Annotated in this window: 20 protein-coding genes and 1 pseudogene; 7 read left to right on the forward strand and 14 right to left on the reverse strand. The window is 60.9% G+C overall.

All coding sequences use genetic code 11. The features are described from left to right. Positions 1-8: 8 nt before the first annotated feature. Genes MIC97_RS17280 through MIC97_RS17290 form a run of 3 tightly spaced genes read right to left on the reverse strand, consistent with a single transcriptional unit; the run spans position 9 to position 3,777 of the window. Complete coding sequence (locus tag MIC97_RS17280) at positions 9-842, reverse strand: ABC transporter permease (RefSeq protein WP_239801249.1); 834 nt, start codon at positions 840-842, stop codon at positions 9-11. Beyond that, a complete protein-coding gene (locus MIC97_RS17285; protein WP_239801250.1) occupies positions 839-1,603 on the reverse strand; it encodes an ABC transporter ATP-binding protein in 765 nt (254 codons plus the stop codon). Before MIC97_RS17285 ends, MIC97_RS17280 begins: the two co-directional genes overlap by 4 nt. Next, complete coding sequence (locus tag MIC97_RS17290; protein WP_239801251.1) at positions 1,600-3,777, reverse strand: acetate--CoA ligase family protein; 2,178 nt, start codon at positions 3,775-3,777, stop codon at positions 1,600-1,602. Before MIC97_RS17290 ends, MIC97_RS17285 begins: the two co-directional genes overlap by 4 nt. A 160-nt stretch (positions 3,778-3,937) precedes the next feature. On the opposite strand from MIC97_RS17290, the gene MIC97_RS17295 reads away from it, so the two are divergent. Then, positions 3,938-4,873: a LysR family transcriptional regulator gene (locus tag MIC97_RS17295; protein ID WP_239801252.1), complete on the forward strand. Its 936-nt coding sequence runs from the start codon at positions 3,938-3,940 to the stop codon at positions 4,871-4,873. A gap of 256 nt (positions 4,874-5,129) precedes the next feature. On the opposite strand, the gene MIC97_RS17300 is transcribed toward MIC97_RS17295, so the two are convergent. The 3 genes from MIC97_RS17300 to MIC97_RS17310 all read right to left on the reverse strand — a co-directional run bounded on the left by MIC97_RS17300 (position 5,130) and on the right by MIC97_RS17310 (position 9,464). After that, a complete protein-coding gene (locus tag MIC97_RS17300; RefSeq protein WP_239801253.1) occupies positions 5,130-7,565 on the reverse strand; it encodes a TonB-dependent receptor in 2,436 nt (811 codons plus the stop codon). A gap of 238 nt (positions 7,566-7,803) precedes the next feature. Further along, on the reverse strand, positions 7,804-8,823 hold the full coding sequence (locus MIC97_RS17305) for a FecR domain-containing protein (protein WP_239801254.1): 1,020 nt from the start codon (positions 8,821-8,823) through the stop codon (positions 7,804-7,806). Positions 8,824-8,948: 125 nt separating this feature from the next. Then, positions 8,949-9,464: a sigma-70 family RNA polymerase sigma factor gene (locus tag MIC97_RS17310; RefSeq protein ID WP_239801255.1), complete on the reverse strand. Its 516-nt coding sequence runs from the start codon at positions 9,462-9,464 to the stop codon at positions 8,949-8,951. Between the two features lie 77 nt (positions 9,465-9,541). Here MIC97_RS17310 and MIC97_RS17315 point away from each other — a divergent pair, with 77 nt between their 5' ends. After that, positions 9,542-9,778 carry a hypothetical protein gene (locus MIC97_RS17315; protein ID WP_239801256.1) on the forward strand — a complete coding sequence of 79 codons (237 nt, stop codon included), beginning with the start codon at positions 9,542-9,544 and terminating at the stop codon, positions 9,776-9,778. Between the two features lie 426 nt (positions 9,779-10,204). Here MIC97_RS17315 and MIC97_RS17320 read toward each other — a convergent pair whose 3' ends face one another. Together MIC97_RS17320 and MIC97_RS17325 are read right to left on the reverse strand one after the other, a co-directional pair. Next, positions 10,205-10,522, reverse strand: a complete 318-nt coding sequence (locus MIC97_RS17320) for a DUF4387 domain-containing protein (protein WP_239801257.1) — start codon at positions 10,520-10,522, stop codon at positions 10,205-10,207. Positions 10,523-10,541: 19 nt separating this feature from the next. Then, the gene (locus tag MIC97_RS17325; RefSeq protein WP_239801258.1) at positions 10,542-12,014 is read right to left on the reverse strand and encodes an acyclic terpene utilization AtuA family protein; all 1,473 of its coding nucleotides are present in this window, start codon (positions 12,012-12,014) and stop codon (positions 10,542-10,544) included. A 54-nt stretch (positions 12,015-12,068) separates the two neighbouring features. Here MIC97_RS17325 and MIC97_RS17330 point away from each other — a divergent pair, with 54 nt between their 5' ends. The 5 genes and pseudogenes from MIC97_RS17330 to MIC97_RS17350 all read left to right on the forward strand — a co-directional run. Further along, a complete protein-coding gene (locus tag MIC97_RS17330) occupies positions 12,069-12,734 on the forward strand; it encodes a GntR family transcriptional regulator (protein WP_345773562.1) in 666 nt (221 codons plus the stop codon). Positions 12,735-12,799: 65 nt separating this feature from the next. Next, positions 12,800-13,861: an extracellular solute-binding protein gene (locus MIC97_RS17335; RefSeq protein ID WP_239801260.1), complete on the forward strand. Its 1,062-nt coding sequence runs from the start codon at positions 12,800-12,802 to the stop codon at positions 13,859-13,861. 126 nt (positions 13,862-13,987) lie between these two features. Continuing rightward, positions 13,988-15,634 carry an iron ABC transporter permease gene (locus MIC97_RS17340; RefSeq protein WP_239801261.1) on the forward strand — a complete coding sequence of 549 codons (1,647 nt, stop codon included), beginning with the start codon at positions 13,988-13,990 and terminating at the stop codon, positions 15,632-15,634. Beyond that, entirely contained in the window at positions 15,627-16,709 is a 1,083-nt protein-coding gene (locus MIC97_RS17345; protein ID WP_239801262.1) for an ABC transporter ATP-binding protein, read from the forward strand. The genes MIC97_RS17340 and MIC97_RS17345 overlap by 8 nt, the downstream gene beginning before the upstream one ends. A gap of 86 nt (positions 16,710-16,795) precedes the next feature. Then, positions 16,796-16,870, forward strand: a pseudogene (locus tag MIC97_RS17350) (IS6 family transposase); the annotation flags it as partial. 315 nt (positions 16,871-17,185) lie between these two features. On the opposite strand, the gene dhaK reads toward MIC97_RS17350, so the two are convergent. Genes dhaK through dhaL form a run of 6 tightly spaced genes read right to left on the reverse strand, consistent with a single transcriptional unit; the run spans position 17,186 to position 21,512 of the window. Continuing rightward, the gene (gene dhaK / locus MIC97_RS17355) at positions 17,186-18,169 is read right to left on the reverse strand and encodes a dihydroxyacetone kinase subunit DhaK (protein ID WP_239801263.1); all 984 of its coding nucleotides are present in this window, start codon (positions 18,167-18,169) and stop codon (positions 17,186-17,188) included. A 22-nt stretch (positions 18,170-18,191) separates the two neighbouring features. After that, complete coding sequence (locus MIC97_RS17360) at positions 18,192-18,599, reverse strand: hypothetical protein (RefSeq protein WP_239801264.1); 408 nt, start codon at positions 18,597-18,599, stop codon at positions 18,192-18,194. Further along, the gene (gene ptsP, locus MIC97_RS17365; RefSeq protein WP_239801265.1) at positions 18,596-20,227 is read right to left on the reverse strand and encodes a phosphoenolpyruvate--protein phosphotransferase; all 1,632 of its coding nucleotides are present in this window, start codon (positions 20,225-20,227) and stop codon (positions 18,596-18,598) included. The genes MIC97_RS17360 and ptsP overlap by 4 nt, the downstream gene beginning before the upstream one ends. Beyond that, a complete protein-coding gene (locus MIC97_RS17370) occupies positions 20,220-20,513 on the reverse strand; it encodes an HPr family phosphocarrier protein (RefSeq protein WP_239801266.1) in 294 nt (97 codons plus the stop codon). The genes ptsP and MIC97_RS17370 overlap by 8 nt, the downstream gene beginning before the upstream one ends. Positions 20,514-20,523: 10 nt before the next feature. Further along, positions 20,524-20,910: a dihydroxyacetone kinase phosphoryl donor subunit DhaM gene (dhaM, locus tag MIC97_RS17375; protein WP_239801267.1), complete on the reverse strand. Its 387-nt coding sequence runs from the start codon at positions 20,908-20,910 to the stop codon at positions 20,524-20,526. Next, positions 20,907-21,512, reverse strand: a complete 606-nt coding sequence (dhaL, locus tag MIC97_RS17380; RefSeq protein ID WP_239801468.1) for a dihydroxyacetone kinase subunit DhaL — start codon at positions 21,510-21,512, stop codon at positions 20,907-20,909. Before dhaL ends, dhaM begins: the two co-directional genes overlap by 4 nt. Between the last annotated feature and the right edge of the window lie 11 nt (positions 21,513-21,523).

The following is a 21,523-nucleotide window of genomic DNA, read 5'->3' on the forward strand; positions in this document are numbered from 1 at the left end:
CAGCTGCTTCAGGATGACCCCTGCGCGAGAATTTCATCCCGTTCGTTCCAGAACACGATGCGGCGCCGTATCATGTTCATAAGGAGGTGAAGGATCATTCCGATCGCGGAAAGCACGATGAGGATTGCGAAGGTGCCGGCGGTATCCATCGAGAAATTGCGTTGCAGCAGCAGGAAGCCGAGGCCCGCCTGCGCGCCGATGAACTCGCCCACGATCGCGCCGATCACGGCCAGAACGATGGCAATGTCGAGCCCTGCGAAAATGAAGGGCATCGCGGCCTTTATCTTCACCATGCGGAACACCTGCCACCGGGTCGCGGTAAACGAGCGCAGCATGTCGACCTGCTGATAGGAAGCGGCATTCATGCCGGCGATGCAGTTCACGACGACCGGAAAGAACGCGATCAGGGCCGTGATGACCACCTTGGACATGATGCCGTAACCGAACCAGATGACGATAAGCGGCGCGATCGCTACCTTCGGTACTGTCTGGAACGCCACGATGTAGGGATAGACGGTCTTTTCGAGCATCTTCCACTGGCCGATGCACACCCCGATGAAGAGCCCGACCACCGAGCCGATCGCAAAGCCGGCGAGGATTTCCCAGAGCGTAACGCCCACATGCGAGTAAAATCGCGGCGTCGTCAGGTTCGCCCATAGAGACCGGGCTATCGCGCTTGGCGCCGGCACCAGTATCGGCGGGATGTTGAACAGCGCGATGATGGCCTCCCAGCCGCCGATGATGAGGATGAGCAGAAGGACCGAAAACACGATCTCAGGTCGCCGGTAGAGCAGATCCCGGATGCGGCCCGCCGGCAGGCTCGTTTCCTTTTTCGCGGTCATCCGTCCAATCCTTCCGCGCCAAAGTGCTTGCGCACGCGCGCCACATAGGTTCCGAAAGCGTCCGAATTGATCATGGCCAGCGTTCTCGGGCGTGGCAGGTCGACCTCGATCACCTCCGCGATGCGTCCCGGCCTTGGGCTCATCACCACGATGCGGTCGGCAAGAAACACCGCCTCGGCAATGCTGTGCGTTACCAGCAGAACCGTCTTCTGTCGTTCGTGCCAGATCCGCAGAAGTTCCAGGTTCATCTGCTCGCGCGTCATGGCATCGAGCGCCCCGAACGGCTCGTCCATCAGCAAAAAAGCGGGATCATGCACCAGGGCCCTCGCGATGCCGACACGCTGCTGCATGCCACCCGAGAGTTCGTTCGGATACTTTTTATCGAAGCCCGTCAGTCCCACCAGACGCAGAAGATCCGCTGCGACAGGCCCATACTCCGCCTTGCTTCGACCCTGTATCTCGATTGGAACCATGACGTTCTGGATTATGTTGCGCCAGGGCAGCAGAAGCGGTTCCTGAAACACAACGCCTATCTGCCTGTTCGGGCCGTCAATTGGCGTGCCACGCACGAGAATCTCGCCGGACGTCTTACGCATGATGCCGGCAAGTATCTTCAGCATCGTCGTCTTGCCGCAGCCGCTGGGGCCAACCACGGTGACGAACTCACCCTGCTCGATGTCGAAATTGATATCCTTAAGCGCAATGATCGGTTCGCCATCGCGCGTATCGTAAACCTTGTTCAGTCCCCTGATCTCGATCATCGGCGCTGTCCCACGGGCACAATCAATGCGTCCAGAACACAGGCGCCCTGCCCGTCCTGCAGGACGGCAACCGGATTGAGGTCCAGCGCCTCGATCCATTCGCCATAGGCCAGCGCGATGTCGGAGACCGCTGTGAGGATCGTTTCCAGAGCCTTGCGGTCGGCAGGTGCCGCACCACGGAAACCATCGAGCAGCGTGGCCAGCCGGGTTCTGTCGACAAGCCCGCGGGCATCATGATTGCTCAATGGGGGTAAGCCCAGCGCTGCGTCGCGCAGCAGTTCCACCATGATGCCGCCGCTGCCCACAACGACGGCCAGACCAAACGGGTGATGCCGTGCCAGTCCGACGATCGCCTCTATGCTGTCGCCAATCATCTCCTGAACGAGGACCCCGTCGATACGTGCCTTGGGTGCATGCTTCCCGACCGAGGCCATGATCCGTCCAAAGGCATCACGCACCTCCGCTTCGGAGGTGAGGTGGAGGGCGACACCGCCAACCTCCGTCTTGTGCGGCAGATCCTCCGAAGCGATCTTGAGAACCACGGGGTAGTCAAGCTTCGCTGCCGCGGCGGTGCACTCATCTTCACTCGTGGCAAGGATCTCGCGCGTGGTCGGGATACCGTGATCGCGCAGGAATGCCTTTGCCTCATGCTCGCTGAACCGGCGCCCCGTTTTAAGACGCATAATCCACTCCGGCTGTGTTGACAGCCGTGGGCGCGCAGACAGCCCCTCCGATGCAGCCACAGGTCGGCCGCCCGACACCACGTTAAGCACGGCCTTCAACGCTGCCCGCGTTCCCGTCAGGACCGGAACGCCCGCCTCGTCCAGCGGTTGCCGGACATGCGGATGAACAGTTCCGGACAGGTTGCTGATGAACGCGACCGGCAATTCGGGGGTGCTGCGGGCGAACTCGGCGACATCTTCTGCAATACGGCGGTAGCTGGTCGCACCCTCTTCGCTCAGACCCGCCGGCGCATCCTGAACCACGGCGAGGAACCCGACGGACGGGTCCCCTGCAAACGCCTTCAGCGCCGCCGGATACATCGTCCGATCCGCGAACACCGCACCTGTAACATCCAGTGGATTGCCCGGAGTGGCGAAGGCCGGCAGAACGGCGGCTAGTTCCCGGGTCGTGGTATCTGCCAGGGGTGGAAACGACAGCCCGATTGTTTCGGCTATGTCGCAGGCATGTGCAACCTCGCCTCCACTGCAATTGATCAGCCCGACACCATTCCCTGGCGCGCGCACCCTCAGTCCGGTCACGAGACACGAGGCTTCAATCAACTCGTCCATGTCATCGACCGCGATGACGCCCGTGCGGCGGAAGAAGGCGTCGAAAGCATCGTTTGATCCCACCAGTGTCCCGGTATGAGCGGCGGAAGCGGCCGCTCCTGCCGATGACCTGCCAATGCGGAGGCAGACTACAGGCTTTCCTGCAGTATGCATCGCCTCCATCGCACGCTCGAAGGCTGCAGGATCGCGAATGGTCTCCAGAAAGAGCGCCGCAGCGCCTGTCTGCTCATCATCCGCCAGGAACTCCAGGTATTCCGCCAGATCGCAGACCGCGCTGTTCCCGGACGAGACAACATGGCTGAAGCCAAGCCTGCCAGTGGCGGAGAGCGTGATCGCGCCAGACCCTGAATGGGACAGCAGGGCCAGCCGGCCTTTTGGTGCGCTGTTCCAGTTCTCGGCAGCGTAAAGGGGGATGCGGGCGCCGACGTTGATGAGGCCCAAGCAATTCGGCCCACACACGGCCATGCCGCCCCGTTCCGCTGCCGCCACCAGTGCGGCCTGACGTTTTCGCCCCTCGGAACCGAGTTCTGCAAAGCCGCTGGCCAGAACGACAGCGGCGCCGATCCCGGCATCGGCGGCTTCGTCTATGGCCGAAACCACCTTGTCCGCAGCCAGGCCAATGACGACACAATCGACAGGCACAGGAAGATCAGCAAGTTTGCGAAATGCAGGAACGCCGAACACGATTTCGGCCGAAGGATGGACCGGAAAAATGTTCCCGCGCCAGCCTGCGTCGAGAAGATTGCGGAAGGCAATTCCGGCGGGAGCGCCCACGCGCTCTGTCGCGCCGAGAACGGCAATCCGCTTCGGATAAAGCAACTTTTCCATAGACGTGTATGCACGACGCGCGTCAGGGGCCTGACGCAGGTTGTTGGTCAACATTCTTGCTCCTGTCAGATACACGGGGCCGGCTCCCTTTCGGCCCGTATAAGACGGGATTGGCTCCTCCCATCCCCGCAATGCTGATCCTGACGCAAAGGAACTCACTCGTAAAACACAAAATTGGCATAGCTATGATCTGATAATTAGCGCATAAATTCTCATGGCCAACGACCCGAACTCGGCCCCTCGCATTGCCCGACTGGCTGCGCTGCGCTATTTTTCCGCAGTCGCTGAGCATGGATCGTTTCGTGCCGCATCGGAATCACTGGGCATTGCGGCATCGGCGATCAATCGTCAGATAACCAATCTGGAGATCGACCTCGGCGCGCCGCTTTTTGATCGCCAGCGGGGGCGTATGGGACTTCAGCTGACAGAAGCGGGACACATTCTTCGTGCACGGCTTCGCTCTGCTTATAATGAGCTGCGCATCGCAAATGATGAGATTACGGCGATAAAGGGCCTTCAGCGGGGACATGTTATCGTTGGAGTCAATGAGAGCCTGGCCGGCGACATCATGCCCACCGCCTTCAATCAGTTTCACGAGCAGCATCCGGGCATCGACTTCGACATAAAGGTCGACAACACCCGCGCTCTGGTCGGACGCCTCCGGCAAGGGGAGATCGACTTCGCTGTCGGATACAATTTTCCTGCGAATGTTGGCCTGGTGTTTGACGAGGCGATCCCATTGCACCTCCATGTTGTGGTCCCGATTGGTCACCCGCTGGAGTCGCGTGAGCGCATCACTCTAGCCGATCTTGCACGCCACAAACTGATCTTCCCCGATAATTCGCTGCTTATCCGACAGGCTTTCGATCATGCGGTCCGGCAGTCCAGACTGCAATTGAACATACTGGTCGAAACCAACTCGTTTGATCTGATCCTGCGGTTCGTCGCATCGGGAGCCGGAATCAGCATCGTGACCGGGCACAGTGGCAGAAAGGCAAGCGAAGGCAGGATTGCCTATATCCCGATAGATGAACCTCAATGGGGCAGCAATGTGCTTGCCTGCTGCCGTATGCCCAACCGAAGCCTGTCGATTGCCGCACAGGCGTTTGTTGACACTATCCGAACCCTGCTCAAAAGCTCAGTCACCTGACGGTGGATGGAAATCTTCCTTAACTGTTTCCATGGGCGCGAGGAAGGCGCCCACTGCCGCCGCGATTATCCCGGCAATGACCGTGCGTGCTCGCAGCAAGCAGCGAACGGACAGTCCCGATCTGTCCGTATTCCGTGGATATCGGAGATTGAGCCGCAGGACATGCCATGAGCGGATCATCGCCTTACCCTTGAACGCTCACAGCTCCTTCCCGGTTCGATATCTGGATCGCCACCATGGATCGGAAAGCCGCACGTCAGAATTTCGCGGTCAGGTCGAGGCGGAAGGTGCGGCCGGGAGCAACGACGGCGTTGTTGCTCAGCGCATCCAGATAGTAGCGGTCGAAGATGTTGTCGGCCGCCACGTCCACCCGGAAGCTGTCGCTGACCTTGTAGCTGGCGAAGAGGTCGACCAGTGTGTAGGAGGGCCACGGCGCGAAATTGGCAACGGGGTTGGTCCCCACATAGGAAACGCGCCCGCCAACGGTGAGCTTCTCCTCGAACAGGCGCGCACCGGCGGTTACACTGCCCGTGAAGCGCGGCTGGACAAAGCCGGCCGAGAAATCCACATTGAGCGGGGTGGAACTGCAGACGTCGCTTTCTACATACTGGCTGGTGCCGTCCGGCTGGTTCTCCCAGCGCGCCGAAGGATAACAATAATCCACCTTCGTGAAATAGGTGAAGCTGCCATCCACGAAGAAGGTGCCGGTGTCGTAGTTCGCCGAAAGCTCTATGCCGGAGAACCGGGCCCTGTCGATGTTGTCCATCATGAAATAGGCGGAAGACTTCGGCCACAGCCTCATGATGTAGTCGTCTATGTCGTTGTTGAAGAACACGCCTTTCACCCGCAGCTTGTCACCCCCGACAAGCACATCGTCGCGAAGCAGATTGATCCCGGCCTCCAGATTGCGGGCATGTTCGGCCTTCAGGAACGGGTTGGGCACGAGGCTGGTATCGTAGCTGGAAACCGACTCCCGCAGGCTCGGCGGACGATAGCCTTCATTGTACTGGGCGAAGAACTGAACGCCGTCCCATGGCTCCAGCCTTGCCCCGAAGCCCGGCGAGAAGGAACTGCCTGACAGATCATCGAACTCGCCGTAGCTGCCGGAAACCGGGCTGTTGTCCTGCGTCTTGTAGGACAGGTAGCGCAGGCCCGCATTGAGGGCGAGCCAGTCGGTCGGGCTCCAGTTCGCCTTGGCGTAGAGGCTGGCAACGTCCCGCTTGCCTTCAAAGAAGAAGTTGCTGCCGTTGACCCTGCCCTGGCTGGAATTGAGATCCTCCACCGCAAAGGAGCCGCCATAGGTAAGCGCCAGGCTTCCCAGTGCGTCAAAGTGGAACTGCGATACGTTTTCGACGTCGAAGCCATAGTTCTGCGACGTATAGGGCTTGGCGAAAGCATAGGCCGCCCCTTCGTCGTTGGTGTCCGCATAATAGACATTGGCCCGCAGCCTTATGGCATCGTTGTCGGCAGGATCCCACTCATACTTCGCTGTCAGCCGGTTTGTTCTGGTCTCGCGGGGATCGTTCTGCTTCAGCGCGCCATAGAGAAGATCGGAAGGCCAGGTCTCACCATAGGAGAAGTCCGAGCGCAGCCACGAAAGCTGGACCTTGTGGTCCTCAAGGAAGGAGAAGCTGGACTTGAGCAAGAAGGACTCCGTCTCCAGCCCGGTGTTGAGGACCTCGCTGCCCGGCCTGTAAAGGGAATAGGTCTGCTCGTTGCCCCAGTCGTCGGCATAGGTCGATTTGCCATGCCGGCCGGCAAAATAGTTGCCGTGCCTGCGCCGCGAATAGGCGGCGACAAGGTCTATGCCGCCGAGCGTCGCCGCCGCGGCCACGCTTCCGTTGAGATTGTCGAAGTCGAACAGGCTGGTGGGGTCATCGCGAAATGTCGTGGTTCCGGTCGGTGGCGGCTGCCTGTTGTTGGACATCAGCCCGCCCTTCAGCCGCACGCCGAACTGCTTGCCGTCCTTCAGGATGTCCTGCACGTCCAGCGTGCGCATGTTGACCGAGCCGCCGATCGCGCCGGCACCGGCGCCCGACATCTGCGGACCCTTCTCAATCTCGATTCCGGCGATCAGATCAGGATCGACATAGGAACGTGTGCGGCTGCCGGGATAGCCCTGACCTTCCGCAATCGTCTGCTCGCTGCCATCGACCGTCACCTTGACGCGGTTCATGCCCTGAACGCCGCGAATGTTCACCTCCAGCGATGCCCCGTTGCGATTTGCCGAAGCAATGACACCCGGCGTCGATTTCAGCATGTCGCCAGTGGATGTGCCGCGAAATCGCTCGATCTGTTCAGCAGAGATATACGCGCCCGAACCCGAACTCCTGTAGGGCGCATCCGCAGGATTGCCGCCGCCGCTGACCGTTATGGTGTCGAGCACGAGCGAGCCATCCGCATTGACAGGGGCTCCTTGAGCAGCACCGCCTGGACCGGAAACAAGGGCGGCGGTGGAGGGACCGGAAATGTCGGCGCTCACGCCTGTGCCGGCAAGCATCGCCTGCAATGCCTGCGCGGGCGCCATCGTGCCGGTGACCGCGGCCGAGCGCCTGCCCGAGACGGTCGCGGAGGTGAAGCCTACTTCCCATCCGGTGGTTCTGATAAATGAGGCGATCGCCGCGGACAGGGGCTGCGCGGGAATGTCGAAGCTCGTCTGTTCCGCCGCCCGCTGCTGGGCATACGAGATCACCGGAAAAAAGAGATTTGCCGATCCAAGCATCGTTGAGGTGACGAGGAGACAGGCGATATGCCGTCTGGCGCGAAGCCGGCCTGCTCCATTAACCCGAACCCGGCCGCCACCATACGCAATTCGCCCCATCGGTAATCCCTTACAAACTGGTCATGAGGGCCGGCCCGCTGCTGCGAGGATCCGGCCTGTAAACACCTGACACGCGGGCGGGGCAAATCTCACAAAAAAAGTTGAGTTTTTATCGCAGGATTAGAATTCCGCCGGGAAGGCGGGTGACGGAAGCACCTGCTGCGGTGGCGAGAGAGCGGATTGCCCGCTCCGGATCATCGAGGCGATAGTTGCCGTTGATCCTCACCTGCCTGAGCCGTGTGTCCGCAAATATGACCGGCGAGCTGTAATATCGGCCGATTTCCTGCAGGACTTCGCCGAACGGACGGTCCCGGAAAAACACCCTGCCTTTCAGCCAGGCAAGCGCTGTTGCCGGATCCGTTTTCTCCACGGCGGAAAATCTGGTTTCCGTGGCCGTCACGCTTTCGCCGGGTTCCAGCGCCACCTTTTCAACGGGTGCGGCTTGTCGCGTCACATCGACATGGCCACGCTCCAGCACGACGATGTCCTGATCATTTTCTGTCCGGACAGAAAATGCCGTTCCCTTCACCTCCACCGAGGAAAAGGCCGCGGCAACGGTGAAGGGCCGCGCAGGGTCCGGAACGACATCGAAAAACGCCTCTCCCCCAAGCAGTGAAACCGCGCGACGGCCGCCTTCGAAATCGAGCGCGACGGCCGAGGCCGTGTTGAGCACCATGCGCGAACCGTCGGGGAGCATGATTTCATCGCGCATGCCAGTGGCGGTGATGTAATCCGCCTGCCATCGCAGCATGAGCGCGGGGTACTGCTGGACGGCGACCGCAATCACAATTGCTGCTGCAACGGCGAGAACCGCCCGGCTCCACACATTCCCTTTCCGTCTGCGGCCGTCGATAGCCACCGGCTTTCGGTTGGGAGCGACATGGCCGGCACGTACAGCCACCTCGGCTGCAACCATATCCATTTCCGGAAGTTCCCAGGCCTCGGCGACTGCAGCAAATGCCTGGGCGTTTGCGGCATCCGCCTGGCGCCATGCCTCAAACGCTGCCCGCAGCTGCCTGTCGTGCGGTTCGACCTGAAGCGTAAAGAGCCAGTTCAGCGCAGCATCCGTCGCCGGGTCGGTATGGACGACCCCCTCCTCCTCGCTATGATCTGGCTTGTCACGTTCCACTCAGGTCAATCCGGTTTCGCGGATCGCCATGAGAACGACCCTGTAGGTGAGACACATCGCGGGCTGTGATCTCACAAAATGCACTCCAGATACCGGCGACGGCCACTCGCCCGGCAGGTGGCTGTTCAGTTGCGGTCGATCTTCGCCAGAGCCTCAACGCAATGAGCATGCGCCAGCTTCAGATCATTGAAGACGGTGTTCGGCGAAACGCCAAGATGCTCGGCGATCCTGGGGTAGGACCATTTCTCGATGCGGCTGAGCACCCACACCGTCCTCGCCCGCTGCGGGAGCTTCGCCACGGCCTCGTGCAGATGGCGCAACCTCTGGCGATGTATGAGATCGGCCTCCTGCGAAGGAGTATCCGAGGCGATGTTGCCGACATCGGCCACCGGCAGGTCGTCGCATTCGACCACCCCGCGAATTCTTTGGTGGCGCAGGTGATTGAGCGCAATGTTGCGGGCCGTCTGGAACAGGAAGGCTTCGATATGGTCGATGGGACCGTGCTCGACGGCCTTTCTGGCCCTGACATAGGTCTCCTGCGCGACATCTTCCGCCGTCTGCGGGTCGCGCACGATCCGCAACACGCTCCACATGATGGATTTGCGATTGCTCAGGAAAATATCGGCAAGGGTCGTGGTCATGTCGGAACAGGAAACTGTGGCACACCGCCGCTGCGGATAGGCCACGATTGAGGTAGGCCTGATTTCCGATAGCCCTTTTGCGGAATACCCGCAACGCCAATGATCCGGAGCCGTTCCAGATCACCGGCCAGATTTCCGGCCAGATCCCGGCTCTGCCGACAGATGCCGCTGTTGTGGGGGCCGCCCTCGATGTGGCGGAAGGCGGCACGGAGTTCGCATATGCGCTGAAGCGTGGGAAAGCCGCACATCGCAAGCGCATGGCCAGTTCCGACCGCAAGTTGTTCATTAAAAGCGGCCAAGGCCGCCGGTTATAGCGGCGTGCGTGAGGTCTGGGTCTATCCTCGTGCTGTTGAACTATTCTATTCAAAATCGATGGGCGGGTGGACGTCCTGTTGCCAATCTGCCCCGGCGCCTCGAAATCGGTAGATTATCCGACCTCGAGGCCCAATATCGTCACAGTCGATCCGATGCGAAGACGATCGACGGGCAGTATCGTTGTTTCCGGAATGTCGCGTATCTCAGCCTCCTTGCTGCCGCGATGATGGGCCGCGCGCATCTTGGGCCCGGTATACCTCTTGCGACAGGTTGCATTGCAAACTATCTGTCAATGGTGGGATGCCTCTGCTGCTTCGGAAGCATGATCGTCATCAATGAGTTCTAACGGTCGGGCATCCGCACAAACCAGCCCACGGAACATCAGCCGGCCGCATGACACATGCATGGTGTGGATCGATCACACACTACTTTGACAATTCCGGAACCTCGATATCCATCAGCGGCGCGAATTGCTGGCCGCCGTGAAGGTCGGCATCAGCAGGGTCACCGGCCGGAAGCAACCTCGGGATCGTGAACTTGAACGCAAGCGCGTTGTCACAGACGAAGAACTTCATATCGTTGACATCACAACCGATCTTCTCGGCCATGGCCTTGGAAGTGATAACGCCGGAACGTTTCACATGCTGATAAGTAGCCTCATCGGAGAACATGATGTCGTAGGTGAGGGAGAACGGGCCGGCGTTCTTGCTGCGGATCAGCGCGGTGCAATCGCTCAGTTTCATAGGAGGCTGCCTTTATCGATCAACCGAGAGTGAGGATTTCTCTGCGGAAAACGGTTTCGTCCGGCGCGGGAAGCAGGACATGGTGCATTGAGAACCTCCAATACGGTCCCCGTTCTACGTGGGCTTGATTGAACAGGCAGGCGAAGCCCGTGATCGAGCCCGACCATTCGGGAATCGGGTGATGCAGCAGGGGCTGCCGGCTCAGTTCTGCCAGCTTGTTTGCAAGCTCCTGGGTCGGCGCCGAAAGACAGAAGGCGAGACCGATCTCGTGCGGCGGATGCGCGTGGGAAGGCTCGCGAGCCCCCATCACGGCGTTGTGCCCATAGGCGTGCGTGTCAATTCGCCAGTCTTTCGGCGACAGCACATCGCCCAAAAGGCGCGCGGCGCGCTGGCGCACCTCATCTTTCACTTCCGCCAACCATTTGTCGAACTGGCGAATGATGAACGGATCCCTGATGCCGCCCATAAGCATCGACTGATAGCCGGCGAACTCGACGCCTTCCAGTTTTATGCTCGGCCTGTCCGCCGGAATGTAGCGAGCGCCGGAAATGCGAACGCTGACCGGATCGTACTGCTCGAACTGCGCGTCGGTGATGTCGAGCGTTCCCGATGACTCGCGATGCAGATACGGATCGCCGTTTTCATACAGGCTGTGCGAGGCTACGCTTTGAGGCGTGCAACGCAGGCCCTCGCCCAGCGGGGTGATGATACCGTGATCGGCAAACAACTCGCCGAACATGGCGCCCTTGCCGTAGGTCTCGCAGGTCAGCGTGCCGCATTCGACGATCTTGCCGGCATGCCAGGCAAGTCCCTCAGGGATGCCGCGCATGATGGGCAGAGCGGCGAAGAGGGCTGAATCGCTGCATCTGCCGGCCAAAATGAAGTCGACATCCTCCTGTAACGCTTCCTGCAGCGGCTCGACTCCCATCATGCCGACGATGCGCGTGGAACGGCCGATGCCGTCGCGGTCCAGCGCAGGCGCATGGTCGAGAGCGACCACGCGTCCGTCATCATAGGCGTTCTGGAGCATCGCCGGATCAAGTTCTGAACGGATCACCGCGATGCGGCGCTTCAGCCCGTGCTGCGAGACGATGTCCTTGATGATGTCGAGCGTACGATCGACATGAGGGTCGCCGCCTGCCGTGTCGGCGGACCCGACGAGAACAGGTGTGCCCTTCGGCACTTCGGTCAGCAGTATCTCAAGATCGTGCCGCATGGCCTCGGTGGCGTAGGCGCCTTTGCCGACGCCGAGGTGGTATGGGCCTGCATCAATCGTACCAGCATCGGACGCGACAAAATCCGGTTGCCGCTCCATAGCGGCACGGAAGGCCGGCAGGTGGATGCCGCTTCCGACAGCGCCGGACGAGCACACAAATTTCACACTCTCAGTCAAGGCAAGCTCCGCTGCTTCATTGTGGCGGCAACTCACCACAGATAATCGAGATTGTCGACTAAATTTTCGCAATCCTCTTAAAACAGGCTTGACGTCCAAAGATTTTACCGCATTTCTTTAGAGAACTCGCAGTTTTGTCGACAAAGGTGAGATGTGGATAATTCAGCCCCCCTTTCGGACCAGATCGTGCAGATCATCTCCGACGCGGTCATCTCAGGCGAATTCGCTGAGGGTGAGAGGTTGCGGGAGGCGGAACTCGCAACACGGTTTGGTGTAAGCCGTGCCCCGCTTCGTGAAGCGATGCGGCTGCTTGAAGAGCGGCGGCTCATTGAGCGGCTGCCCTACGCCGGTGTGCGTGTTGTTCCTTTGACCGCCCGTATGGTTTCCGAGCTCTACGAAATTCGCGCCGCGCTGGAGGCGATCGTCTGCCGTCGTGCCGCGGCAAGGATCACCGACACGCAGATCGATGAGCTTGAAACGATGCTCGAGGCCGAGCGGTCGCTGCTTCCTCTCATTGAGCACGGCGAGCAAAGCCGGCCACTTCCGATCCGGGACTTTCATGCCCGGCTGGCAGAGATAGCCGACAATTCGGAGCTTCAGAGCCTGCTTGCAACTGACCTGTGGCGCCGCGCACGCGGTTACTACCGGCGTGTATGGCCGGACCTCGCCGACCGTACACGCATCGCGCATGCCGAGCATTCTGCGGTTCTGGATGCGTTGCGCCAACGGGACGGAGAACTCGCAGCGTTGCTGATGCGCCGGCACATCGAGCGCTCCCGTGCATTGCTTGAAAGCCAGGTTTCCCCGCTGGCCGACTGACACCGGGGTTGGAAAAAGCGATCCGAAATGGGCGGATCGACACAAGAAAATTAGAGGAGAACACAATGGGACGTTTTACTGGATGGGTTGCAGCCGCTGCTCTGCTGGTTGCCGGCACAAATGCCTTCGCCGATGAGCAGGCAGAGCTCGTGGAGGCGAGCAAGGCCGAAACCGGCCTCCTGATTTACTCGAACCTCGAGCCCGAATTCTGGACGGCTGCGCTGGAAAAATTCAACGCCCAGTACCCGTGGATCAAGGTCGAAACCACCAATATGGGCGGCGACCTCTGGGAGAAATATTACGCGGAAAGCTCGACCTCGACCCGCACGGCAGACCTTATCCTGACCGCGGGTGTTGACCGCTGGCTGGAGTTTGCCGAAAAGGGCGAGATTGTTGACTATGTGTCGCCGGAGGCATCGTCCCTGCCAGACTGGAGCAGGCCGCTGCCGGGTCTCTATACCGCATCTGTCGACCCGATCATCATTGCCTACAACAAGTTTGTGGTCTCGGAAGACAAATGGCCGAAATCAATCGCAGACATCGCGGCACTCGCTCCCGACTACAAAGGCAAGGTGTCTACATATGATGCAGCGGCAAATCCGTTCGGCCTGTCACTCTTCTGGACCTGGGATCAGAACCATCCGGAAAGCTGGTCGCAGATGGAAGCCATCGGCGCTGCTTCGCGGCCGGAGCGCAGTGCGGGCACCATCCGCGACAAGGTCATATCCGGAGAGTACGCGCTTGGAATGTTCCTCTCCGGGGTCAACATTCCGCGCCTGAGCGCACCGGAAATGTCGTCGATTGTCGGCTGGGCTTTTCCCGAAGACGGCACGATGCTTTCCATGCGCGGACTGGCGCTGACCAAGGCAGCCTCGAGCCCGGCCTCGGCCAAGCTGATGATGAATCTCCTTCTGTCACGTGATGGCCAGATCGCGCTCGCAAAGAACGGCCTCACGCCCTATCGCGACGACATTTCCAACGATGACGTGCCCTATTACAGCCTGACCGCGATCCGCGAGCAGGTCGGCGAGGAAAACATCTTCATCGTCGAGTACGACCCGGAACTGATGACGAACCGCGAAGCCTTTTCCCAGAAGTGGTCGGCCGCATTCTTCGCCAAGAAGTAACGACGCGACATGCAAGAGAGATACGGTTCAGTGCCAGCGCCAACCGCTACCCTCTCCGTCGGGCCGATATCCCCGGGCGCACGCCCGGGAAGGAGCCTGGCAGAGCCTTTCATCCAGCACGCCGTGATGCTTTCATGCGTCGCGCTGGTCATGGTGCCCCTGGTGCCGCTACTGCTTCAGGCGTTCAGCCCCATGCCTCTCTACGCATGGCAGGGCTCCCTGACCCTCGGCAACTTCCGCACTCTCTTCGGCTTGCCTGAAATATCGGAACTCGCCGGCAACACGCTTTTGTTCTGCGCGATATCGATCATCTTCTCGATGGTGTTCGGGATCGGGCTGGCGATCGTGGTGGCCAGGACCAACATCCCGGCACGCGGACTGCTGACAAGCATCCTGCTGTGGCCGATTTTTGTGTCGCCGCTTGTCATCGGCTTCGGCGCGATCCTGACATATGGACCGACGGGCTACATCACCACACTGGTGACACGTATTACTGGCATCAGCGAACCGTGGAACATCTACTCGCTCACAGGCCTGTCGCTCATCTCCGGCCTGTCGATGGCGCCGATGACGATCCTTTACTGCCTGTCGTCGGCAAGGCAGCAGGACCCACGGCTGGAACAGGCGGCGCAGGTAGCCGGTGCATCGCCCGTGCGGATCATGCGCCGCATTACACTGCCGATGATGCGGCCGGCACTGATCTTCTCGCTCGCGATGAACATCGTCGCAGCACTGGAAATGTTTGCGATCCCGCTTTTGCTCGGTGGCCCGTCCGGCATCCAGCTTTTGACGACCTTCATCTATGACAAGGGCTTCGAGGACGGACGGCCGGATTACGGCCTCGTAGCCGCGGCTGCGCTGGTGCTTCTTGTACTCGTCGCATTGCTGGTTGCTGCGCAGACCTTCGTGCTGCGCCGCAGCCATCGCTTCCTCAGCATCGGTCCGAAAGGAAGCCGCATGCAGGTGATGGACCTCGGCGCATGGAAGTGGTGGGTGTTCGGGGCGACGCTTTCCTATGTTCTGCTGGGGATCGTGGCACTGGTGTTCGGGTTGTTCCTGCGCTCCTTCGTCATGGTGTTGTCCCCTTACATCAACCCGCTCGATGTGCTTACGCTGAAAAACTATCAGGATGTGCTGTTCAACCCGAGCTACCAGCGCGCGATCTGGAACACCGTTGTGATCGCCATCGGCGGCGCATTCGTCGGCACTGTTATCATCGGAATGATCACCTTCGTCGCGCAGCGTTCCAGCTATCGCCTCGCCCGTCTGCTCGACCTCACCGTGCAGCTGCCCCGCGCGGTGCCCGGCCTGATCGTCAGCCTCGGCGTCTTTTATGCGGTGATTTTCATCCCGGGCCTTTCTGTTTTCGGCGGCACGCTCTGGGTTCTGGCTTTTGCCTACGTCATCCGCCATCTGCCAGCCGGTTACGGCATCGTGGCGCCGGCGATGTTGCAGGTCACGAAGGACTTCGACCGCGCCGCCAGCGTTGCCGGTGCGTCATGGATGACCATCATGCGTCGCATCATTGCCCCCATCCTCAAGCCGGCGTTCCTGTCCTGCTTTGCGCTGCTGATGATCCTTTTCTTCAAGGAATATGCGGCGGCGATCTTCCTTTATCGCCCCGGCAATGAGGTGATTTCCATGGCGATGCTCAACGCCTGGGTGCCGGGCTACACCGGTATCGTCGCCTCGCTGGCCGTGATCCAGATCGTGCTGACGAGCCTGCTGCTGCTCGTTTTCACCCGCCTGTTCGGAGTCAAGTTAAATGGCTGACATCGTCATCGAAAACATGAGCCGCACGATCGGCGCGCTGAAGATCCTGCACGATTTGTCGCTTTCGGTTGCAGAAGGCGAGTTCATCACCCTGCTGGGCCCCTCCGGTTGTGGCAAGTCGACCACGCTCAATGCCCTTGCCGGCCTCGACCGGCCCAGCGCCGGACGGATCACCGTCGGCGGGCGTGTGCTCTACGACGAGGACGCGGGTATCTTCGTGGAGCCGCGGTTCCGTGATCTCGGCATGATGTTTCAGTCCTATGCGCTGTGGCCGCATATGACGGTGCAACAGAACCTCGCCTTCACCCTCGACATCCGCCGGATCACCGGCGCTGTCGCGCGTGAGAAGATCGCGCACGCACTCGACCTTGTAGACATGGACCGCTACGCGGGTCGCTATCCCGGTGAGTTGTCGGGCGGCCAGCAGCAACGCGTCGCGCTCGCGCGCACCCTCGTCTACGGTCCTCGCCTGATGCTGCTGGACGAGCCACTGTCCAACCTCGACGCCAAGCTGCGTGACAAGGCAAGGGACTGGCTGCGTGACCTGCAACGACGCACGGGCGTGACCACAGTCTACGTCACGCACGACCAGACCGAGGCGCTCGCGCTCAGCGATCGTATCGTGGTGATGGAAGCAGGCCACATCGTCCAGGTTGGAACCCCCGAACAAATTTACCAGCAGCCGGCCTCGCCGTTCGTCGCGGATTTCGTCGGTTCGAACAACATTTTCGAAGCTCGTGTTCTGCGCAGGCAGGAACGCACACTGACGCTTGGCCTTGCCGGCGGCATCGAGATCCTTGCACCCGCCATAGACGGCGTGGACGTTGGGGAACTGGTCAAGGCAGCAATCCGCCCGGAAGAGATCGTAATCGGGGAAACCAACACGGAAAGTGACCCCACCGAAATCCATACGGTCGAGATGCTCGACAGTGTCTATCAGGGGGCCCGGCACGTTCTGGCTTTCAGGCTCGGCGATGTCGAATTCCAGGCCGAGCAGGCAAAAGCCATTGCCGCAGGACAGGCGCTGCATGCCCGCCTGCCACGTGAAGCCATTCACGTTTTCGCACAGGCCTGAGATGGGCGCATTCAAACCCATGCGATGAGAGCAGAAATGAGCGCGGCAGCTGATACGTAACTTGAAGCCAGCGTTCCGCAGGTTGCCAGGATCGCTCCCGGCGCCGGCTGAAGCCGATCCAGATACGCAAGAACAAATACCTGAACAATCGGATCGAACAGAGCCCTCTGCGGTCACGCCGTCACGGAATTCATGAGGGTGAGAATGCTGTCGTTGAATCACACAACGCGAGTAAGAACCCAATCCAATGGAATACGACACCTGCCCGTGTGTGAAAGGCTGATACAGGCCACCTCGCCGATAGCGGCGAGGCAATCGCGCATCTGGTCGGAGACGAACGGCCGGCGATTTGCGATCACCGGCTGGCAGTAGCGGGACCAATGGCGCATCGGTTGCAATCGGGGTCATGGATCAGCTTGTCACATACGACAAGATCGGATCCGGCGAAGCTGACACCGGACGGACGGAAGCGGAAATTACCAGCGCAGCGCCGGAGTGCTCACAGGCTCGTCCCACAGCGCCGTCAATTGATCGTCGAGCACCGTGACCGTCAGTGAACAACCTGCCATTTCGAGCGAGGTGACATAAGAGCCGACAAGGCTGCGCGCGACGCTGAGACCTTCGGCCTCGAGACGTTTGCGAGCGGCGTTGAACACCAAATAGAGTTCACCCGAAGGCGTGCCGCCAAAGCCGTTGACGAAGAGCAGGCATTTGCTGCCAGCCTCGGGCTTGAGATCATCGAGGATCGCCTTCAGCAATTCGGCGACGATGGCGTCGGCAGAAGCCATCGGCGCGCGGCGGCGACCCGGCTCGCCATGAATGCCGACGCCGACCTCGATCTCGTCTTCTCCCAGCTGGAAGGTCGGGATGCCGGCTGCGGGCACAGTGCAGGAGGAGAGAGCAACGCCCATGCTGCGGGTTGCGGCATTGACACGGGCGCCGAGAGCGACGAGGTCTGGCAGCGCTATGCCCTTTTCGGCGGCGGCGCCGAGGATTTTCTCGACCACCAGCGTTCCGGCAACCCCACGACGCCCGATGGTGTAGGACGAGTTGTCGACCGCCACGTCGTCGTCAACCAGAACGCGCGCGACCTGGCCTTCGGCCATTTCCGCGGCCATCTCGAAGTTCATCACGTCGCCTTCGTAGTTCTTGACGATCAGGACAACACCTGCGCCCGTGTCGGCCGCCTCGATGGCGGCAACGATACGGTCGGGAGTGGGCGAGGTGAAAATCGCGCCGGGGACCGCGGCATCGAGCATCCCCAGTCCGACAAAGCCGGCATGCAGGGGTTCGTGGCCCGATCCGCCACCGGAGACGAGTGCGACTTTGGCCTGAGCAGGCGTGCGGCGTTGCACGAAGCGGCGGCCGGGGTCCATCGCGACCAGATCCGCGTGGGCGGCGGCAAAACCGTCAAGGCTTTCGTCGAGGACATTGGCGATGTCGTTGATCAGCTTCTTCATGAAACATCCTCCTCCTGGCAGGCTATTTTTCCTGCAAAATCAGAATAATGTTGCGGGCCATGTCGCGTATGGCGTCATCCACCAGTCGGTTGGCGCGTTCGCTGCCCATGTCCGGCACAACGACCTGAATGGTGCGCCGTGCAACGCTGCCGCCGGACTGCTTGCGCTGGTCAGGATGTGCCGCGTCATAGGCAGTCAGGAACTCGACCCGTTCTGTGGGTGAAAAATGGCAGACCTCGAAAATCGTATCGATGTGATGCGCCGGGACCGCCACCTTGTATGACACGCTGCTGATCTGCGAGACAAAGGACCGGTTGGTTCCCAGGGCAACGGCCAGCCGCTGGCGTGTGCCCGATGGCCGGCTGTCCAGTATCCGGCGCAGAACTTCCTTGTATTGCCGGACGGGTCTGGGAATGCGCGGGCCGCTCATGCCTGCCCTGCCCTGTGATCGACAAGATCGAGGCCCGCAATGGTCGCCTTCACGGCCCCTCCCAATCCGTGTTGCACCGAAAGTGAACGCAGGCCGGCGGCGAGGAAATGCGGCACCATTCGCGGATCGCTGCCGGCGTCACCGCAAAGGCTCACCTCACGTCCGGTTGCGCGGCCATGTTCGACCACACGCGCGATGAGGGCCAGAACAGACGGGTCAATTGCCGAGCCGAGATGCGCAACCCCTGCCTCGTCGCGACTAACCGCGCAGGTATATTGCACCAGATCGTTGGATCCGATCGAGTAGAAATCGGCGTCAAAACGCTCTGGCGTGATGGCGACGGCCGGAACCTCGACCATGATGCCAAGCGCGGGGCGGCCATGTTCCACGCCTGCGGCGGCAAGCGCGGTAATTTCGGCGTCGAGCAATTCTCTTGCCGTGGTGATTTCGTCCGGCAACGTCACCATCGGCAACATGATCCTGAGCTTGCCGTAAGCTGCAGCGCGCGCCAGAGCGCGCAATTGCACACGGAACACCTCGGGTTGACGAAGCGAGAGACGGATGCCGCGTATCCCGAGGAAGGGATTGGCCTCATTGACGGCGGTATAACCTTTGATCGGCTTGTCGCCACCCGCATCCAGCGTTCGAACGGTGACGGGCTTTCCATCAGCCCATGTCAGGATGCGCCGGTATGTGGCAAACTGCGTTTCCTCGTCCATCAGTTTTTCGAGTCTGTCGAGGAAGAGTTCCGTTCGCACCAAACCTATGCCGTCGAAATGACCCGGGTCAAGTCCATCGAGTTCTGCGGGATCGGCGATGGTCGCATGGATGGCTACCCGAATGCCGTTACGACTGCGAGCGGGTTCGCCGGCCAGCGCCGCGCTCTGTTTACGGGCTGCCGAATCGGCTTCAAGGCGAGCCTTGCCCGCCGCCAGCCGCTCCGCATCGGGTCCGGAAACGAGAATTCCAGTGGTTCCGTCGAGAAGAGCCGGGCCTTCGAGGTCCTGCAATTCGCCGGCCAGCCCCACCACCATCGGCAAGCCGCGACCCCGCGCCAGCATGGCGACATGGCTTGTCGGGCTGCCGTCGGTGAGGGCGATGCCGCAGCCGGCGCCCCAGCGCGCGGAGAGAAACTGGGAGGGTCTCAGATCCGAGGCGAGCAGAATAGCGCCCCTGGGAACCAGCAACACACCGCTTTGCACGCCCGTCAAAGCGGCGAGAACCCGGTCACGTATGTCCTGAAAATCGATGGCGCGGGCGCGGAAATATTCGTCGTCGGACACTTCATACGTGGCAATTTCGGCATTCATGACCTCTGTCCATGCGACGACAGCCGATTGCCCGGCCTCTATCGCTTCAAAAGCGGGGCGGGCCAGTTCGTCATCGCTGAGGAATGCCAGTTGCATGCCAACGATTTCTGCTTCTTCGCCGGAGAGCGTACCCTCAAGCTGAGACAGGTCTCCAGTCGCCGTAACAATGGCCTTGCGCAGGGCGTCAGCATCGCCCCCGGTCAGAGCAGCGTCCCCCTGAGTGGCCTCGCCACATGCGGCTTCCGTGGCTGGCCGCCAGATATACCCCAGAGCCAGACCTTTTGAAGCTGGAATGCCGGAGAAGACGATCTCAGCCATGCGCACCTTCACCAAAATTGGCGGCTACCAGCGCCAGCACTTCATCCAGGGCGCGTTGTGCATCTTCGCCCGCAGCCCGCAACCAGAGCGTAGCGCCCTGCGGCGCCCGGAACCGCATCAGCTTGACAGGGCTCTTGGCGTCGACCCAGGGGCCGGCGCTGTCGGTCGCCACCTCGATATTTGCGGTAAAGGACCGTGCCAATTGCGTGAGCTTGACCGAGGGACGGGCGTGCATGCCTGCGTCATTGGTCAGAACGGCGGAGGCGACGAGGTAGTCCTGCGACATCGAAGTTTCCTTACTGGGCCGAAAGCTCTTCGGCAACGGCCTGAACTTTTTCAAGTGAAGACCCGCCAGACGCTTCGGTGGCAGCGATGACGGCGCCTTCAACGATAGGGGCATTGCAGATCACGACCTTGCCCTGTCGTTCGGGCGGCAGCATTTCCATCGCCATCTCGCTGTTCGTTTCTGCTCCACCCAGATCGACGAGAATAGCCACGCCCGCGTCGCTCCAGGCTGCATCGATTGCAGCCATGATCCTGGCCACGCTCGTGCCGAGCCCGCCGGATTCGTCACCTCCGGCATAGGCCACGCTTAGCTGGTCGCCAACCATCTGGCGAACCATGTCGGCGGCGCCTTCTGCTACCTTGGATGAGTGCGAGACGATCACAATTCCGACATTCATGCCGATTGCTCCTCCAGAACGGCGCAGACTGCGCCAATGATCAGTGATGACGACCGCGCGCCGGGGTCCATGTGGCCAACGGAGCGTTCGCCCAGAAAGGCTGCGCGGCCGCGCAGGGCCTGCATGGGGACAGTTGCTTCGGCAGCGTCGTGCGCGACACGCGCAACGGTGCCGGCGTCCGCTCCCGCATCAAGCGCTGCCGAGACGGGTGCCAGTACGTCCAGCATGGTCTTCTGGCCGGGTTCGGATTTGCCACGGGCAGCAACAGCGGCAAGTGCGCGGGCGAAGCCCGCATTCAGCGCCGCCCGATCCGGTGCAGCATCCAATGATTTGCCCAGTTCCATGAAAAAGGTGCCGTAAAGCGGACCGGAAGCCCCGCCCATCGACATCACCAGCGTCCGGCCAATTGCAGTCAGGGTTGCAGGCAGAGGCTGTTCGGCCAGTTTATCGGCGTCGGCCATCACGGCGTCGAAGCCGCGCTTCATGCCCGCGCCGTGGTCGCCGTCGCCAATGGCCTGATCGAGTGCGGTCAACTCCTGCCAATGGCTGTCCACGGCGCCGACGGCAGCCTCGATCAGCCTGTAAAGCAGGTCACGGTCCATCTGCATCTCTC

The sequence above is a fragment of the Aquamicrobium sp. NLF2-7 genome (genome assembly GCF_022359935.1).
In the GTDB taxonomy this organism is placed as follows: Bacteria; Pseudomonadota; Alphaproteobacteria; order Rhizobiales; family Rhizobiaceae; genus Mesorhizobium; species Mesorhizobium lusatiense.

Coding starts and splice junctions, on each gene's coding strand:
- MIC97_RS17280 (WP_239801249.1), bottom strand. CDS start 842: ATGACCGCGAAAAAGGAAACGAGCCTGCCGGCGGGCCGCATCCGGGAT.
- MIC97_RS17285 (WP_239801250.1), bottom strand. CDS start 1,603: ATGATCGAGATCAGGGGACTGAACAAGGTTTACGATACGCGCGATGGC.
- MIC97_RS17290 (WP_239801251.1), bottom strand. CDS start 3,777: ATGTTGACCAACAACCTGCGTCAGGCCCCTGACGCGCGTCGTGCATAC.
- MIC97_RS17295 (WP_239801252.1), top strand. CDS start 3,938: ATGGCCAACGACCCGAACTCGGCCCCTCGCATTGCCCGACTGGCTGCG.
- MIC97_RS17310 (WP_239801255.1), bottom strand. CDS start 9,464: ATGACCACGACCCTTGCCGATATTTTCCTGAGCAATCGCAAATCCATC.
- MIC97_RS17320 (WP_239801257.1), bottom strand. CDS start 10,522: ATGAAACTGAGCGATTGCACCGCGCTGATCCGCAGCAAGAACGCCGGC.
- MIC97_RS17335 (WP_239801260.1), top strand. CDS start 12,800: ATGGGACGTTTTACTGGATGGGTTGCAGCCGCTGCTCTGCTGGTTGCC.
- MIC97_RS17340 (WP_239801261.1), top strand. CDS start 13,988: ATGCTTTCATGCGTCGCGCTGGTCATGGTGCCCCTGGTGCCGCTACTG.
- MIC97_RS17345 (WP_239801262.1), top strand. CDS start 15,627: ATGGCTGACATCGTCATCGAAAACATGAGCCGCACGATCGGCGCGCTG.
- dhaK (WP_239801263.1), bottom strand. CDS start 18,169: ATGAAGAAGCTGATCAACGACATCGCCAATGTCCTCGACGAAAGCCTT.
- MIC97_RS17360 (WP_239801264.1), bottom strand. CDS start 18,599: ATGAGCGGCCCGCGCATTCCCAGACCCGTCCGGCAATACAAGGAAGTT.
- ptsP (WP_239801265.1), bottom strand. CDS start 20,227: ATGGCTGAGATCGTCTTCTCCGGCATTCCAGCTTCAAAAGGTCTGGCT.
- MIC97_RS17370 (WP_239801266.1), bottom strand. CDS start 20,513: ATGTCGCAGGACTACCTCGTCGCCTCCGCCGTTCTGACCAATGACGCA.
- dhaM (WP_239801267.1), bottom strand. CDS start 20,910: ATGAATGTCGGAATTGTGATCGTCTCGCACTCATCCAAGGTAGCAGAA.
- dhaL (WP_239801468.1), bottom strand. CDS start 21,512: ATGGACCGTGACCTGCTTTACAGGCTGATCGAGGCTGCCGTCGGCGCC.